15 protein-coding genes are annotated in these 14,408 nt (G+C 70.5%); 6 read left to right on the forward strand and 9 right to left on the reverse strand.

Going from position 1 to position 14,408, the window contains the following annotated elements:
• The first annotated feature begins 18 nt into the window (after positions 1 to 18).
• The 6 genes from G4Z16_RS14760 (at position 19) to G4Z16_RS14785 (ending at position 7,189) form a co-directional block, all read left to right on the forward strand.
• Entirely contained in the window at positions 19 to 1,068 is a 1,050-nt protein-coding gene (locus G4Z16_RS14760; protein ID WP_197354603.1) for an NAD-dependent epimerase/dehydratase family protein, read from the forward strand.
• Positions 1,068 to 2,348: an endonuclease/exonuclease/phosphatase family protein gene (locus G4Z16_RS14765; RefSeq protein WP_197351230.1), complete on the forward strand. Its 1,281-nt coding sequence runs from the start codon at positions 1,068 to 1,070 to the stop codon at positions 2,346 to 2,348. The genes G4Z16_RS14760 and G4Z16_RS14765 overlap by 1 nt, the downstream gene beginning before the upstream one ends.
• A 65-nt stretch (positions 2,349 to 2,413) precedes the next feature.
• A complete protein-coding gene (locus G4Z16_RS14770) occupies positions 2,414 to 3,550 on the forward strand; it encodes a glycosyltransferase (RefSeq protein ID WP_246530861.1) in 1,137 nt (378 codons plus the stop codon).
• Entirely contained in the window at positions 3,547 to 4,596 is a 1,050-nt protein-coding gene (locus G4Z16_RS14775; protein WP_197351232.1) for a UbiA prenyltransferase family protein, read from the forward strand. Before G4Z16_RS14770 ends, G4Z16_RS14775 begins: the two co-directional genes overlap by 4 nt.
• A gap of 264 nt (positions 4,597 to 4,860) precedes the next feature.
• The gene (locus G4Z16_RS14780; protein ID WP_197351233.1) at positions 4,861 to 6,225 is read left to right on the forward strand and encodes a glycosyltransferase family 4 protein; all 1,365 of its coding nucleotides are present in this window, start codon (positions 4,861 to 4,863) and stop codon (positions 6,223 to 6,225) included.
• Entirely contained in the window at positions 6,218 to 7,189 is a 972-nt protein-coding gene (locus G4Z16_RS14785) for a lysylphosphatidylglycerol synthase domain-containing protein (protein ID WP_197351234.1), read from the forward strand. Before G4Z16_RS14780 ends, G4Z16_RS14785 begins: the two co-directional genes overlap by 8 nt.
• A gap of 354 nt (positions 7,190 to 7,543) precedes the next feature.
• Here the strand turns inward: G4Z16_RS14785 and G4Z16_RS14790 are convergent, their stop codons facing one another.
• The 9 genes from G4Z16_RS14790 to G4Z16_RS14830 all read right to left on the reverse strand — a co-directional run bounded on the left by G4Z16_RS14790 (position 7,544) and on the right by G4Z16_RS14830 (position 14,382).
• Positions 7,544 to 7,741, reverse strand: a complete 198-nt coding sequence (locus G4Z16_RS14790; protein ID WP_197351235.1) for a hypothetical protein — start codon at positions 7,739 to 7,741, stop codon at positions 7,544 to 7,546.
• An 81-nt stretch (positions 7,742 to 7,822) separates the two neighbouring features.
• Positions 7,823 to 8,233, reverse strand: coding sequence for a MerR family transcriptional regulator (locus G4Z16_RS14795; protein WP_197351236.1), 411 nt, complete (start codon positions 8,231 to 8,233; stop codon positions 7,823 to 7,825).
• 101 nt (positions 8,234 to 8,334) lie between these two features.
• The gene (locus G4Z16_RS14800) at positions 8,335 to 9,618 is read right to left on the reverse strand and encodes an ABC transporter substrate-binding protein (protein ID WP_197351237.1); all 1,284 of its coding nucleotides are present in this window, start codon (positions 9,616 to 9,618) and stop codon (positions 8,335 to 8,337) included.
• 383 nt (positions 9,619 to 10,001) lie between these two features.
• Positions 10,002 to 10,922 carry a LysR family transcriptional regulator gene (locus G4Z16_RS14805; protein ID WP_197351239.1) on the reverse strand — a complete coding sequence of 307 codons (921 nt, stop codon included), beginning with the start codon at positions 10,920 to 10,922 and terminating at the stop codon, positions 10,002 to 10,004.
• A gap of 131 nt (positions 10,923 to 11,053) precedes the next feature.
• Positions 11,054 to 11,941 carry an ABC transporter substrate-binding protein gene (locus G4Z16_RS14810; protein ID WP_197351240.1) on the reverse strand — a complete coding sequence of 296 codons (888 nt, stop codon included), beginning with the start codon at positions 11,939 to 11,941 and terminating at the stop codon, positions 11,054 to 11,056.
• Between the two features lie 193 nt (positions 11,942 to 12,134).
• Positions 12,135 to 12,707 carry a GNAT family N-acetyltransferase gene (locus tag G4Z16_RS14815; protein ID WP_197351242.1) on the reverse strand — a complete coding sequence of 191 codons (573 nt, stop codon included), beginning with the start codon at positions 12,705 to 12,707 and terminating at the stop codon, positions 12,135 to 12,137.
• Positions 12,708 to 12,771: 64 nt separating this feature from the next.
• Positions 12,772 to 13,056 carry a DUF6510 family protein gene (locus tag G4Z16_RS14820; RefSeq protein ID WP_197351244.1) on the reverse strand — a complete coding sequence of 95 codons (285 nt, stop codon included), beginning with the start codon at positions 13,054 to 13,056 and terminating at the stop codon, positions 12,772 to 12,774.
• A gap of 1 nt (position 13,057) precedes the next feature.
• Positions 13,058 to 13,813 (reverse strand): ferredoxin reductase, encoded by a 756-nt coding sequence (locus G4Z16_RS14825; protein WP_197351246.1) that lies wholly within the window; start codon positions 13,811 to 13,813, stop codon positions 13,058 to 13,060.
• Entirely contained in the window at positions 13,783 to 14,382 is a 600-nt protein-coding gene (locus tag G4Z16_RS14830; protein WP_197351247.1) for a sulfite oxidase-like oxidoreductase, read from the reverse strand. Before G4Z16_RS14830 ends, G4Z16_RS14825 begins: the two co-directional genes overlap by 31 nt.
• Between the last annotated feature and the right edge of the window lie 26 nt (positions 14,383 to 14,408).

A 14,408-nucleotide genomic window follows, 5' to 3' on the forward strand; every position in this document is an offset into this window, starting at 1 on the left:
CTCCCCGGCCTCCCCGGCCTGCCCGTCCATGTCGCCGTGACCGGAGCGGCCGGCGTGCTCGGCGGCCGTCTCGTGGACCGGCTGCTGGAATCGGGCGCCCAGCTCCGCGCGTTCGACCTGCGGGAGGTGCCCGCGAAGCCCGGACTGAAGGCGTTCACCGGCGACATTCGTGATCCGCGGGCGCTCGCCGAGGCGTTCGAGGGCGCGGACGCCGTCGTGCACTGCGCCTCCGCGCTGCCCAGCTATCCCGAGGCCGACATCCGGTCGATCGTCGTCGACGGCACCACCACGGTGCTGGAGGCGGCCCGCACCGCGGCGGTGCCGCGGGTGGTGCACGTCTCCTCCACCGCCGTGTACGGGCTGCCGAAGCTGGTGCCGACGCCCGAGGAGCACCCGCACGAGCCCGTCGACCCGTACAGCCGCGCGAAGGCGGCGGCGGAGGAGGTGGCCGAGCGTTTCCGGGCGGACGGGATGTGCCTGCCGGTGATCCGGCCCAAGACCTTCGTGGGGCCGGGCCGGATGGGCCTGTTCGACATGCTCTTCCAATGGGCCGAGGAGGGCCGGCACTTCCCCGTGCTCGGGAAGGGCGACGTCCGTATCCAGATGCTCGGACTCGACGACCTCGTGGACGCGCTGCTGGAGGTGCTGCGCGCCCCGGACGACGTGGCCTGCGACACGTACAACATCGGCGCCGCCGAATTCGGCACGCTGCGCGAGGACTTCCAGTGCGTGCTGGACGCGGCCGGGCACGGCCGCCGTGTGGTGCCGATGCCCGCAGGCCCGGCGGTCGCCGTGCTGCGCACGCTGGAGCGGACGAAGCTGTCCCCCGTGTACGGCCGGCTGGTCTCCAAGCTGCTCGCCGACTCGTACGTCAGCGTCGACAAGGTCCGCGACAAGCTCGGGTTCCGTCCGCGACTGTCCAATCAGGACGCCGTGCTCCGTACGTACGACTGGTGGCGCACGCAGCGCGCGGCCGCCACGGGCGGCACGGCGGGCAAGGGTGCCGGACGGACCAGTACGGACCCGTGGAAGCAGGGCGTGCTCGGACTCGCGAAGGTGTTCTTCTGATGGCCGCTTCGGACGCACCGGGCGGCGACTCGTCCATACGCACGGCCGACGGGGCCACGGAGCGGGACACCGCACCTGAGTCGGCACAGAAGCCGGAGCCGGCGGAGGGGTCGGCACAGGAACCGGAATCGGTGGGGGAACCGGCCGGTGAGGAACCCGCCGCCCGCCGCTGGTGCTGGGGAACGCGACTGCTGGTGGCAGGCACGGCGCTCTGGACGGTCCTCCTCGTCCTGCACGTCACGCTCACCGGTCGCTGGCGGCCATGGATCGTCGTCGAGATCGTCCCGCCGCTGACCGCGGTGGTGGTGCCTCTGCTGCTGCTCGCAGTCGTGCCGTTCGCGGCGCCGGTACGCCGCTGGCTCTCCGCGGTCCTGGTGCTCCTGCTGCTGGCCGGGGCCCATCTGGCCGGCTTCGGATGGACGGGAACCACCTCGGACAGCGCCCGCGGCACGGAGGTCAAGGTCTTCGCCTGGTCCTCGGACTACTGGCAGATGGCGGCCGGCGACAAGGACGCCTTCTACGACTTCCTGCGCCGCCAGGACGCCGACGTGTATCTCCTGCACGAATACCTCAACTGGAACTACACGAACCGGGACGAGCAGCAGGTATGCACAAGTCCTGTCCGCATCGACGACACGGCCCGGCTGCGCGCGGAGTTCCCCGGCTACCGGCTGCTCGTGCAGGGCGAGTTGCTCACTCTGACCCGGTTGCCCGTCGTCGAAGCGCCGGGTGAGAAGGCTCCGGCCAAGGGTGAGGACTGGTACTGGAAGCTGGCGAAGTCCCAGCGCACCGATATCCGCGCGGGCGGGCGGACGGTCTCCTTCTACAACGTGCATCTGCCGATCCGCTTCCGGCCCTGCGACCTCCGCTACGGGTGGGACCGCTTCCGCCAAGCCTCCAAGTTCCAGGAGGACTGGTGGACCAGGGAGCTGCGCAAGCTGCGCGCGGATCTGGGCAGCAACTCCCACCCGGCCGTGGTGGCCGGCGACTTCAACGCGGCCTGGATGGACCGCTACCCGCTCGGAGCCGGTACGCGGCCGCACAACCCGGGCGGCTCCCTGTTTCCCGCCCGCACCTGGCCCGCCTGCGAAGGCTCCTGCTCACTGCCCCAGTCGTGGCGCGTACTGCCCCAACTGTGGCGTTTCGACTGGCTGTTCACCAGCGACGACCTGGCGGTCTCCAGCTACCGGCTCGGCGGCGGCGAGGCCCTCTCGGACCATGCGGCTCAGAAGATCCGCCTGGTCGTCCCGCGCAAGGAGTCGTCGGCGCACGCCCGATGACGTCCCGTACCGGCACCGCATCGCACCACTCCCGCGCCACATCCCACGACGAGGAAGGGAACACCGTGCTGCAACCTGACAGGTTCGACGTGACGGTGATGCTCGACTACTACACGCCGTACGTCAGCGGACTGACGGAGGCGGCACGGCTGACCGCGGAAGGACTCGCCGCGCGCGGCTGGAAGGTCGCGGTCGCCTGCTACCAGCACGACCCCGAGCTGCCCCGGTACGAGGTCGTCAACGGCGTCCACGTCTTCCGGGCGCCCGTGCTCGCGAAGATCAGCCGGGGCTTCATCAGCCCCCAACTCCCGCTGCTGGCAGGGCGGCTCGCGGCGCGCTCCGACATCCTGCACATGCATCTGCCCAACCCCGAGGCCGGGTTCGTCGCCGCGCTCAGGCGCCGGGCCCGGCTGGTCGTGACGTACCACATCGACGTCTTCCTGCCCGACAACCCGGTGAACCGCTTCGGGATGTGGGCCGTCGACCAGACCTGCAAGTCGGCCGTACGCAAGGCGGACCTGGTCATCACCAACAGCGAGGACCAAGCGCACGGTTCGCGCATCTGGCCGACGATCCGGCGCCGCCGCCTGGAGCCCATCTCCTCCCCCTGCGTGGACCGCAACGGCGGTACGCCCAGCATGCGGGACGGCGACGGGCTGCACGTCGGCTTCATGGGCCGGATCACCGTGGACAAGGGCATCGAGTACCTCATCCGCGCGTTCCGCTCCCACGACGACCCGGACGCGCGGCTGCTGATCGCGGGCGACTACGCGACCGTCGCGGGTGGCAGCAACATCGACCAGCTGCGGGCCGAGGTCGGCGACGACTCGCGCATCCGCTTCACGGGGCTGTTGCGCGGCGAGGCCGTACGGGACTTCTACGCATCGATCGACGTGTTCGCGCTGCCCTCGATCTCGGAGTCGTTCGGCATCGTCCAGGTCGAGGCCATGATGGCGGGCATCCCGCCCGTGAGCACCGAACTCCCCGGCTCCCGCTACCCGGTGGCGGCCACCGGCTTCGGCCGGCTCGTACCGCCGCGCGACCCGGACGCCCTGCGCGAGGCGATCGTGGAGCTGGCCCGTATGCCGGCCGAGGACCGGGAATCCGGACGGGAAGTGGCGACGAAGCTCTTCGGCGGCGAGGCCTTCCTCGACGCGCACGAAGAGGCGTTCCGGCAGCTCCTGAGAGGCAGCCGGTCGTGAAGCTGCCCGGCGGCGGGGACACCATGGGGGAACGGCGCGGCCCGGCCGCGGCCGCCCTGCCCGGTCAGCGTCAGGTCGTGCCGCCCATGACACTGGTCCCGGAACCCGTCCGCTCCGGGAGCGGTGCGCACGGTCCGCCGGAGGACGGCCCGTCCCTCGCCGCGGCACCCCGGACGCGGTTACCCGCGGCGCTGGTGCTGCTGCGCCCCCGCCAGTGGGTGAAGAACGTCTTCGTGCTCATCGCGCCGCTCGCGGTGGATCCGGCGGCGGTCCTGCGGCATCTGACTTGGGCGCTGGCGACGGTCGTCACGTTCACGGCGGCGTCGGCGGCGGTCTACGTCCTCAACGACTGGCTCGACCGGGAGCAGGACCGGCTGCACCCCGTCAAGCGGCACCGCCCGCTGGCCTCCGGGAAGGTCGGACCGCTGGGCGCGCTGCTGCTGGGCACGGGCTGTCTGGCGACGCTGGCGGCCGCCGGAGTGCTGCTGCCCCTGCCCGTGCAGGCCACCGTCGGCGGGTACGCGGTGCTCAACCTGGCGTACTGCCTGCTGCTGAAGCACTATCCGCTGGTCGACGTCAGCGTCGTCGCCACCGGGTTCGTGCTGCGGGCCGTCGCGGGCTGCCTCGTGGTGGCGGCGCCGTTCAACCCCGCCCTGATCATCTGCGTGTACTGCACCTGTCTGCTGATGTCGCTCGGCAAGCGGCGGCACGAACTGGAGACGGCGACCCTCCGGGGGCAGGCGGCGGCGCAGCGGCCCGCCCTCTCCGGCTACTCGGTCCCGCTGCTCGACCAGCTCACGGCCGTGCTGCTGGCGGCCACGCTGATCAGCTACGAACTGTTCGTCCTCTCCGCGCCGCATCCGCACAGCTCCGTACTGGCCGTCGTCACCGTGCCGTTCGCCGTCTTCGCCCTGTGCCGTTACGCGCAACTGCTGGCGGTGGACCGCAGCGGCGGCGAACCCGGTCAGGACGTGCTCACGGACGTGCCGCTCCTGATCAACGCCGTGCTCTGGCTGGCCTGTCTGGCCGTCGGCCGAGTTCTGTGAGCACACCGACTCGGTCCGAGCCTGCACGCATCCCCCGATCCCTCAGCACGACCCGGGAACCGTACGGCGGGCCGGCGCCTGCGGGGAGTGGCCTGACGGGCCCTCAGCGGTGCGTGTCCCCGAAGCCGATCAGACGTCCTCGGCCCGGCGGAGCCGGCGGAACTCGTGCGGGCCGTCGGACGGCTCGCACGACCGGCCGTGCACCCACTGCGGCCGCGAGGTCACGACCCCACCCATGAGGGCTGCGAAGAGAGGATGCTCCACTTGACTCGCCCCAGCACGTCGAGTCGCCCGAGCCCGGGCCTCGGCACCGCCCCACCACGCTCCCCGCTGCGGCGGGTGGTGGTGGTCTGTCACCAGTACCCGCCCTGGAACGTGGGCGGCCTGGCGGAGTACGCGCAGCGGTTCGTCCAGTGCGCCCAACGGGAGCGCGACGACGTGCCGTTGACGCTGTACACCCTGAACTGCCCCGAGAACCTCCCGCGACGCGAGCGGAACGGCTCCCTGACGATCCGGCGGCCCTGGCTGCCGCGCCGGCTCAAGCGGCGCATCGTGGCGCCGAAGAACCATCTGGCACCCAGCGGCCGGGCCCTGTTCGCGCTCTCCCTGCTCGCCTTCAATCTGGCGACACTGCCCACGCTCGTACGAGCCCGCCGGTCGGGCACGGTGGTGGCCGTGCACGACTGGCAGAGTGCCGTCGCCGGAATCCTCGCGGCCACCGTGCTACGGCTGCCCGTGGTCTATCACGTCCACAACACCGAGATGACCATGGCCGAACAGCCCGATGTGACCGATCCCTTCCGGCTGATCGAGATCAGTCAGCGGCTGCTCGCCGGAGTCGCGGCCCGGGTCGTCGTGCCCACCCCGGAGCTGGGACGGCTGGCCGTCGCGCACGGCTGGCGGGCGGACCGCATCGAGGTCGTCCCGCACGGCTGCGAGACCGGCGCGGTCCCGGCCGACCGGAACGCCGACGACGCGGAGCTCGGCCACGAGCGGGAGCGGGAGCGGAGCGGGCTCCGCGCGGAACTCGGGCTTCCTCCCGACGCCCCGCTGTTGGTCTTCGCCGGCCGGCTCAGCACGATCAAAGGCGTTCCCACGCTGCTGCACGCCCTGCCCGTGATCGCCCGCCGCCACCCCGGCGTCCAGTTGGTGATGCTCGGCGTCGGCCTCGCCGGCACGGACCAGGACGAGGCGGTGGACCGGCTGGTCACCGAGCTCGGCATCGGGGACCGGACGCACGTCTACCACCGCTACCTGCCCCAGGAGGAGGTGCGACGCCACTATCTCGCCGCCGACGCCTGCGTCTTCCCCTCGCGTTACGAGCCGTTCGGGCTGGTCTCGGTCGAAGCGATGGCCCTGGCGGCCCCGGTGGTGCTCGGCTCCGGCTTCTCCACGCTGATCTCCGACGGCGAGGGCAGCGACGGTCCGGCGGCGCTGCGGATGCGCGGCGACACCCCCGACGAACTGGCCGACCTCGTCTGCCAGTTGTTGGACGACCCCGCCGCAGCTGCACGGCTGGCCGCCCGCGGCCGGGCCCACGCCTGTCAGAACTTCCGCTGGCCGGACACCATCACCCGCACTCTCGGCCTGTACGAGAGCCTGACGCGCCGGGAGCCCAGTCGTGGATGACACCAGCAGCCCCGGGCGGCGGCCACGCTGGCGGCTGCTGGCCGGCTGGGCACTGGCCTGCGTCATCGTCGCCGGGCTCGTGCTGGCCCTCCGTGGACAGGACTGGTCGGCCACGCGCCCCATGGTGACCCTCCAGGCGCTGCCCTTCCTGCTGCTCTCCTGCGTGGTCAACGTGGCAGCACTGCTGTGCGCGATGATGTCCTGGCGCAGCGTCCTCGCCGATCTGGGGCATCCCCTCCCCCGCCGCACCGCCGCCGGTGTCTACTTCGTCGGGATGAGCGCCAAGTACGCGCCCGGGGCGCTCTGGGTGGTCCTCACCCATGCGCGGCTCGCTCAGAGTGTCGGTGTCGGAGCGCTGGTCACCGTCGCCGTCTGGCTGCTCAACATCCCGATCGTGCTGCTGACCGGGATGGTCGTCGGCAGCCTGGCCGCGCCCCCGATGCTCGGCGGCTGGAGCTGGCTGCTGCTGCTCCCGGCCGCGTCGCTGGCCTTCGTGATGGCTCGGCCGACGCTGGTGGGCCGGGCCGCGCAGGCGGGTGCCCGCCTGCTGCGCCGGGAACTGACCACATCCGGCTCGGGACGGCAGATCCGCGCGGCCATCAGCTGGCAGATCGCCTGCCGTCTGGTCTCCGGCCTCCATCTGTGGCTGCTCACGCTCGCCATGGGCGCGCCCGTGTGGCAGTCCCTGGTGGTCAGCATCGGAGCGTTCGCGCTGGCCACGGGGCTCAGCTCGGTCGTCGTGGTACTGCCCGACGGCGCCCTGATCCGGGAGATGGTCCTGATCGGGACGCTCTCCCAGGTGCTGCCCGTCACCGCGGCCACAGCCGTGGCGGTGGCCAGCCGCGCCGTCTGCCTGCTGACGGATCTGCTGGCCAGCGGCGTGTGCGCGCTGACCATGGTGTCCCGGCGGTGGCGCCCCGAAGCCATCACGGACGGTGTCACCGAGCTTCCCCGCTCGGGGTGACGCCGGACGGCAGGCACGTACTCGCCGGCCGCCCTGGGGCGCGGGGAACTGTGTGCCCCTCTGCCACTCAGCGTGTCGGCCAAGCCATGCCCGACGGGGGCGCGTTCGCGGGAGATCAGGCGGCCGGCGGCCTTCTCGGCGTCGGTGGGTGGCAGGCGCAGGACGGTGGGGTGCGCAGGACGGGGGCGCACTTGGCCGCTGCCGGAGTCGGCCTCGTAGCTGTCGAGGAGAAGGCGGACTCCGCAGCGCGATCAACGGCGGTTCGGCGGGTGTTGGTGGCGGAGGTGAGAAGAGCGATCCGCGGCGGCGGGCCGAATCCGACGCGCTGCCGCGGGTAGTTGGTGATCGAGACACTCAGCCCGGAGGCTGCAAGGCGGGCTTTTCGTACCGCGGCGGCTCCAGCCAATCGGCCACCGAGCGCAGCGAACGCGCCAGCGCTTGCCGTGAGAAGCGGGGTCTGCGGGGTGCGTCGTCGGCTACGGGTGCGTTCGGTAAGGCAGAATCCGCCTCGCGCATCGCATTCACGATCATGGGGCCTTCGATGGGGATCATGTCATCTCCTCCAAGCCGATGAAACGGGGTGGCGGCCCGGTCTGTGCCCGGACCATGAGTTCGCGGTAGCCGGCGTCCTGTTCACCGCTGATCCTTCCTCGGGGGAGGGTCCTCCCCGTTCTCGGCCGCTGTGTACGCAGCCACCTTCCACTCGATGAGTTCGAGGTCGGCCTGGAGCTGACGCAGGTCCGCCCGTACCCGTTCGCCGTGGGAGCGCAGCAGCGCCAGCCGAGCGGCCCTCGTGGCGTCGTTTCCGCTGCGTGAGTGCCTGCTGAACTCGCGCACCGCCTCGATCGGCATCCCGGTGCGGCGCAGCGCGACCAGTACGTCCAAGAGTCCGAGGGCGTCGGCGTCGAAGCGGCGCCGCCCACCCGTGTCGCGGGGCAGCTCTCCGAGCAGACCCTCGCGGTCGTAGTAGCGCAGCGTGTCCACGGTCAGCCCCGACTGCCGCGCTGCCTCACCGATGCTCACGTATCTCTCGGACGTCGTCATGGCGAACACCTTGCAACCTGGAGTGCACACCAGGTCAAGGACCGGGTTCGGCCAACGTCCGCGGGTGTGTGAAACGAACGGCACACACCCGGTCAGCCGGATCAGGGCTTGAGGGCATTGAGCTTCTTCTGAAGGCTCTCAAGTGCCGCCGCGGAGCTCTTCTTTCCGGTCAGCGCGGCGTGCACCTCCTGCTGGATGACTTTGCTGGCATCTCCGTAACGCACCACGCGCGGTCTCGGCTCGGCGCCGACGATGGACTTCTTCAGCACCGGCAGCCACGGGAAGTCCTCCGCCAGCTTCGGGTCGTCGTACAGCTTCGCGAAGACGGGCGCCTGCGTCGCCTTGGTGAGCCGCAGCCGCGCGCCCTCCTCGCTGGTCACATAGCGCATGAAGTCCAGGGCCGTGGCCTTGTTGCGAGCGGTGGAGGACAGGGCGAGATTGTGACCGCCGAGGGAGGAGGCTCCTGTGCCCTTCTCACCGGGTATCGGAGCGACGCCGAACTTGTCGACGACCTTGTTGCCCTTGGCCTTCGTGTTCGACACGCCGTACTGGTAGGGCCAGTTGCGGTAGAAGAGCAACCGCTCCTTCTCGAAGTCCTGTCGGCCGTTCTCCTCCATGAACTTGATGCCGTTCTCGGGCATCGTGCCGTCGCGGAAGCCCTTGATCAGGTTGTCCAGGCCGCGCTTGGCCTCGGGCGTGTCCAGGTGCGGGTTGCCCTTGGCGTCGGTGACCTGGCCGCCCGCGGAGTTCACCGCCTCGGAGAAGTTGACGGTCAGCCCCTCGTACTTCTCGAACTGGCCGCCGTAGCAGGACATCCCCTTCTGCTTCGGCAGGACCTCGTCGCAGGCCTCGCGCATCTCGTCCCAGGTCTTGGGCGGCTCGATGTTCGCCTTCTCCAGCAGGTCGCTGCGGTAGTAGAGCAGCGCGCCGTCGGAGGTGTACGGCATCGCGAACAACTTGTCGCGGTACTTGGCCGTGCCGTTGATGGGGCCGAGCGTCTTGTCGAACGGGAAGGAACTCTTGGGGAGTTCGTCGATCCAGCGGTTCGCGGCGAACTCGGCGGTCCACACGACGTCGAGCGTGAGCACCGTGTAGGTGTCCGCCTTCAGCCGCGCGTTCCGGATCATTTTCGCCCGCTGCTCTTCGGAGTCCTCGGGCAGTCCGATGAAGGTGACCTTCTCACCGGGGTGCCTGTCGTTCCAGCGTTTGATCAGCTTCTCGACCGTTCCCGAGGTGTTCTTGCCCGAGACGAACGTGATGGGCCCGCGCTCTTTGGCATCGGTTCCGCTCCCGTCGCTCGCCGTGCTCGGACCGCAGCCGCCGAGGAGCGTGAGTGCGGCAGTGACGGCAGTGCACGGCAGCAGTCGTCGTTCGATGGCACGCACATGATCTCCTCTTGCCTTGCCGTGCCTTGGAGGTGTGCGGCTCGGCTCCCCTTCGCGGACGGCTCAGTTGAGCACAGGCCCGCTGTCAGAAACCTCGCAGCCGGTGACAGGCATGTGTCAGCGACACGGCTGCGCTTTCGGCCTGCGCCGACCGCTGCCGCACCGGGAAGATCGCCTGCTCTGGCAGCGGCTTCGCATGGTCCGCGTCTGACGGCCTGCACCGGCGTGTGCCGTCCCGGTTGCCGTCGGGACCTGGTATCGCTGCCGCATCACATGGCTCGAGACATGCTCCGCCGGCCGACGCAGGGTTCGCGCGTCACCAGAGGCTCGTGGAGGCAAGCGGGCGCCGTCGGCCGGCGCGCGCAGCTCGGTCCGGCCCCGGTTCAGGCGGGCCGCGTGCGGCGGCTGCCCGTCGTTGCCGCGCGCAGCCAGTCCGCCAGGGCCCCGGTGCTGGCCGACTCCGGCTCCGCCCTTCGCCGTACGAGGCCGACTTCCACCGTCGGGGCGGGTTCCTCGACGGACAGCGGCACGAGTGAACCAGGGGAAGAGCCGCGCCCGTACTCGGGGATGAACGTGGCCACCACGCCAAGTCCCGCCTCGGCCGCGAGAACCCGGGGCTGCAAGCCGTCCATCTCCAGCACCGAGTGGTCGCCGGTCAGGCCGAACTCCCGCAGAACCAGCCGGTAGTAGGTGGACTCGACGCCGGTCAGCGGCGCGGTGATCAGCCCCGCCGCACCGATCTGGTCGACCGTGACTCGTTCCTCGCCGACGAGTGGGTGCCCGGGCGCGGCCAGGAACGTGAGCGTGGCCTCGTGCAGCCGCTCGAAGTGCACCTCGTGGGGCAGATGCCAGGAGATGACGTAGGCCAGATCGAGCTCCCTGTCGACCACTGCTTGAGCCTCGCGGCGGCTGTGGCCGAACCGCAGTGACAACAGGGTGCCTTGGTGCGCTCGGCAGAACGGGGCGACCACCCGTTCCATGAAGTACTTCTGCTCGAACGCGATGCTGGCGCCCAGCCGGACCCGTCCCCGACGACCCTGTTCGATGTCCTTCAGCGACTCGGTGAGCTGGTCCTGCTCGCGCAGCATGACCGACGCGACCCGGTACACCTCGCGACCGGCCGCCGTGAGGTGCACGGCGCGCTGCTCGTAGTGCAGCAGCGTCGTGCCGAGGGCCCTCTCCAGTTCGCCGACGTGGTGCGAGACGGTCGGCTGGGCCAGACCGAGATGGCGGGCGGCCGCCGAGTAGCCGTTGCGGTCCACAACGGTGACGAAGACCAGCAGACGAAAAAGATCCAGAGCCACCGAACCTCCTCCGGTGAGCCGGCGGCCGCCCGGGACGCCCGCATCTCGGCGGTGCACGCCACCGCACTGCCGGATGCTAGGGCCTGTCGTCCGGATCTCCGCGTGCGCGCGACGATCCGAAACGACAGGCCTCAGGCGAGAACGGTCTGCTCGAACCCTTCGGGCCTGACGTCGAGATCCAGCAGGTCCCAGCTCTTCATCCAGGCCCGCGTCACATCGAACATCTCCCGGGTGTACGGCTCGAAGACGATGCGCTCGCCCGGCCCGAAGCGACGGATGTCCACGACCTCGGCCACGTCATCGGGCATCTCGCGCAGCCAGTACTTCTTGTAGCGCTCCGGCTCCAGGTCGACGTCACGCTGCGCCTTCTTCAGCGCCCTGAAGTACTTACGGGTGTCCTCCAGGTCGGCAGCGCGCGGGACCAGGAAACCCATCACGAACGTCGTGTCGACGAGCTTGCGGTACCCGAGCTGCTCCAGCACGTAGTACTGGGCTCCGAACACGTTGGCCGCCGCCACCTCGCCGCGCATCAGCAACCGCACACGGTCGTAGGGAAGACCTGAGTAGGACAGCTCGATCTCGTCCCGCCGCAGGAAGGGCTCCAGAGCCTGGATGGCCGAGTAGTGGCTGCCGGAGTGATAACTCACCGCCACGTGCACACCCGCCAGGTCTTCCGGGCGCGTGTACGGCGAGTCGGGCGACACGAAGATGCCGGCCGGCGAGACCGAGTAGGCGTCGCCCCACATGCGTCCGGCACCCTCCGCGGCGGCGGCGCTCACCGCCCAGTGGCAGGCGGCCGACACATCACAGCTACGCCCGTCCTGCATGTCCTCGAACGCGCCGCTGCGCAGCTCGACGGGGACGCTGTCCGCCGGCCGCACCGCCGAGGTGGTGCGCGACGCTCCGGCCAGCCCGGCCTGCATGAACTCGTAGTCGAGGCCCTCTTCGGTGAAGTAACCGCGCTCCTCGGCCACCCACTCCTGCAACCTCACGTGCGGCTGAATGACGAACTTGCCCACGGTTTCTGCCCTCCCTTGCGACGGGTGCGAACGACGCTAGGCACGCCCATCAGGAGCGGCAACGGGCTGGGATCTATGGCTGTATCGGACTTCTCGATGACGTGTCTGCGCGGCGCGCGGACGTCCCGCCGGGGCGTGCCGTACCGGCCCCGACCGCGCGGGCCCGGGGTGCCGGTCATTCAGTGGAGGTCTCTCAGCGCAGGTCGAGCCGCATCAGGACCCGTGGGTGACCGGCCAGCACGGACGTGGTGTCGGCGGCGTGGACGAAGCCGGCGCGCTCGAAGTTCTTGCGGAGCCCGGCGTACGCCATCGTCAGATCGACCTTGGCGTCCCCGTTGTCGAGGGGGTACGCCTCGATCGCCGGGGCGCCATGGGCGCCGGCGAACTTGACGGCGCCGGCGATGAGGGCGTGCGAGATGCCCTTCTTCCGGTGGCCGGGGCGTACGCGGATGCACCACAGCGACCAGACGGGCAGGTCGTCGACGTGCGGGATCTTCCTGTTGCGCGCAAAGGAGGTTGCAGACCGCGGCGCCACAGCGGCCCAGCCGACCGGCTCGTCGCCGTCGTAGGCGAGCACCCCCGGAGCGGGATCCGCTCGGCACAGCTCGGCGACGTACTCACCGCGAGCGGGTCCGCGGAGCTCGTTGTTGAGCTTGGACGGAATCCGGTAGCTGAGGCACCAGCAGACGTTCGCCCCCGGCGACTTCGGACCGACCAGGGTGCGGACGTCATCGAAGGCCGAAGCCGGGCGAACGTCGATGGTCATGGCGCCACGATGCCACGCCGCACCGACAAGGCCGTCCGGCCGGCCTGCGTGCGCGTCTTCCGTCTCAGCCGGACGTCAGGGGGATCCGCAGGGCCACGGTGCCGCTCATGTCGAGCCATGCGTCGTCCGGGGAGCGCACCATGCGGAGCGTCACGTGGGCGCAGTGGGGGCAGCGTGCCACCAGGCCGGGTGCTCGGGTGTAGACGTGCAGCCGGGCCACCGGCTCGGTGACGCCGCAGTTCGCGCAGCGGCCGAGCGCGCTGGTCAGGTCGACGGCGAAGATCTCGGAGAGCGGGCCGGCCAGGGCGTTGCCGTCCTCGTACCCGTCGCTGTCGGGCCGGTGGTTCATGTCAGCCTCCACTGGGACCGAATCGTTCGGTGCGGATGTGGTCGGGGTCGTGGCCCAGGCCGGTGAGCAGGTCCGCGGCGGTCTCGACGAATCCGGTGGGGCCGCAGACGTAGCACATCGGTGAGGTCTCCGGCGGCCACGCGAAGCCGGTGATGTCCTCCTGCCGGATCCGGCCGGGCGGCCGTGACCGGCCGTCCGGAGAGGTCCGCGTGTAGAGGAACTCCGTCGTGAGGCCCGGGTCGCCGCGCCGCAGCTCGGGCAGGTAGTAGCGGTCGGCCGGGCTTCGTACGGAGTGCAGCAGCCGGAAGGGTGTGGGGTCGGCGGCCGCACGCCTGGCGCGGATCATGGCCATCAGGGGCACGACACCGGATCCGCCGCCCAGAAGCAGCACACGGTCGGCTTGTCCCGCGGACCACACGAACCACCCTCCGACCGGTCCGCGCAGCTCCATCGGGTCACCGACGGCGAGTCCGTCGACCAGGTACGCGGAGACCTCGCCGTCGCCGACCCGCTGCACGGTGATTTCGACGTGCCGGGCGTCGGGTGCCGAGGCCAGCGAGTAGCTTCGCTGGGCGCTGTAGCCGTCCTCGGCGGTCAGCCGGACGTCGACGTGCTGTCCGGCGAGGTGACCGGGCCAGTCCGGGACGTCCAGCACGAGGGTGCTCGCCCCCTCGTTCTCCGCCCGGCGCTCCACGAGCGTGGCCACCTGCCAGCGCAGGCGTGTGCCTAGTCGCCTTGGTACCGCTGCTCGCGCCATGGGTCTCCGTAGTCGTGGTAACCGAGGCTCTCCCAGAAGCCGGGCTCGTCCTGGGGCAGCAGCTGGATGCCGTGCACCCATTTCGCCGACTTCCAGAAGTACAGATGGGGCACGAGCAGACGGGCGGGGCCACCGTGCTCCGGCGGGATGTCGTCGCCGTCGTAGCCGTAGGCGATCCAGGCCTGGCCGTGCAGCAGGTCCTCGAGCGGCATGCCGGTCGTGTAGCCGCCGTAGGAGCTGACCATGACGTAGTCCGCGGCGGTCTCCACCTCCGCCAGCAGTACGTCGAGGGAGACGCCCTGCCAACGCGTATCGAACTTCGACCACTTCGTCACGCAGTGCAGATCGACCGTGGGGTTCTCGCTGGGCAAGGCGGTCAACTCGGCCCAGTTCCAGGAGTGACGGTCCCCCGTTTCGGTGGTCACCGTGAACTCCCAGTCCTCCCTGGCGATCCGCGGCGTCGGTCCGGCCGAGAGCACGGGGAAGTCGTGCGTCTCGTACTGCCCTGGCGGCAGACGGCGGGAGGACTCCCGCGGCCGGCCCCGGAAACCTGGGGAAACAACGCCCATACGGGGCTCCTCCCTTCGTACGGTCG

This window comes from Streptomyces bathyalis, assembly GCF_015910445.1.
Lineage (GTDB): Bacteria > Actinomycetota > Actinomycetes > Streptomycetales > Streptomycetaceae > Streptomyces > Streptomyces bathyalis.

Excerpts from the sequence above, each read along its gene's own strand:
- G4Z16_RS14765 (WP_197351230.1), top strand. The coding sequence starts at position 1,068 with ATGGCCGCTTCGGACGCACCGGGCGGCGACTCGTCCATACGCACGGCC.
- G4Z16_RS14790 (WP_197351235.1), bottom strand. The coding sequence starts at position 7,741 with ATGATCCCCATCGAAGGCCCCATGATCGTGAATGCGATGCGCGAGGCG.
- G4Z16_RS14795 (WP_197351236.1), bottom strand. The coding sequence starts at position 8,233 with ATGACGACGTCCGAGAGATACGTGAGCATCGGTGAGGCAGCGCGGCAG.
- G4Z16_RS14815 (WP_197351242.1), bottom strand. The coding sequence starts at position 12,707 with ATGACCATCGACGTTCGCCCGGCTTCGGCCTTCGATGACGTCCGCACC.
- G4Z16_RS14820 (WP_197351244.1), bottom strand. The coding sequence starts at position 13,056 with ATGAACCACCGGCCCGACAGCGACGGGTACGAGGACGGCAACGCCCTG.
- G4Z16_RS14825 (WP_197351246.1), bottom strand. The coding sequence starts at position 13,813 with ATGGCGCGAGCAGCGGTACCAAGGCGACTAGGCACACGCCTGCGCTGG.
- G4Z16_RS14830 (WP_197351247.1), bottom strand. The coding sequence starts at position 14,382 with ATGGGCGTTGTTTCCCCAGGTTTCCGGGGCCGGCCGCGGGAGTCCTCC.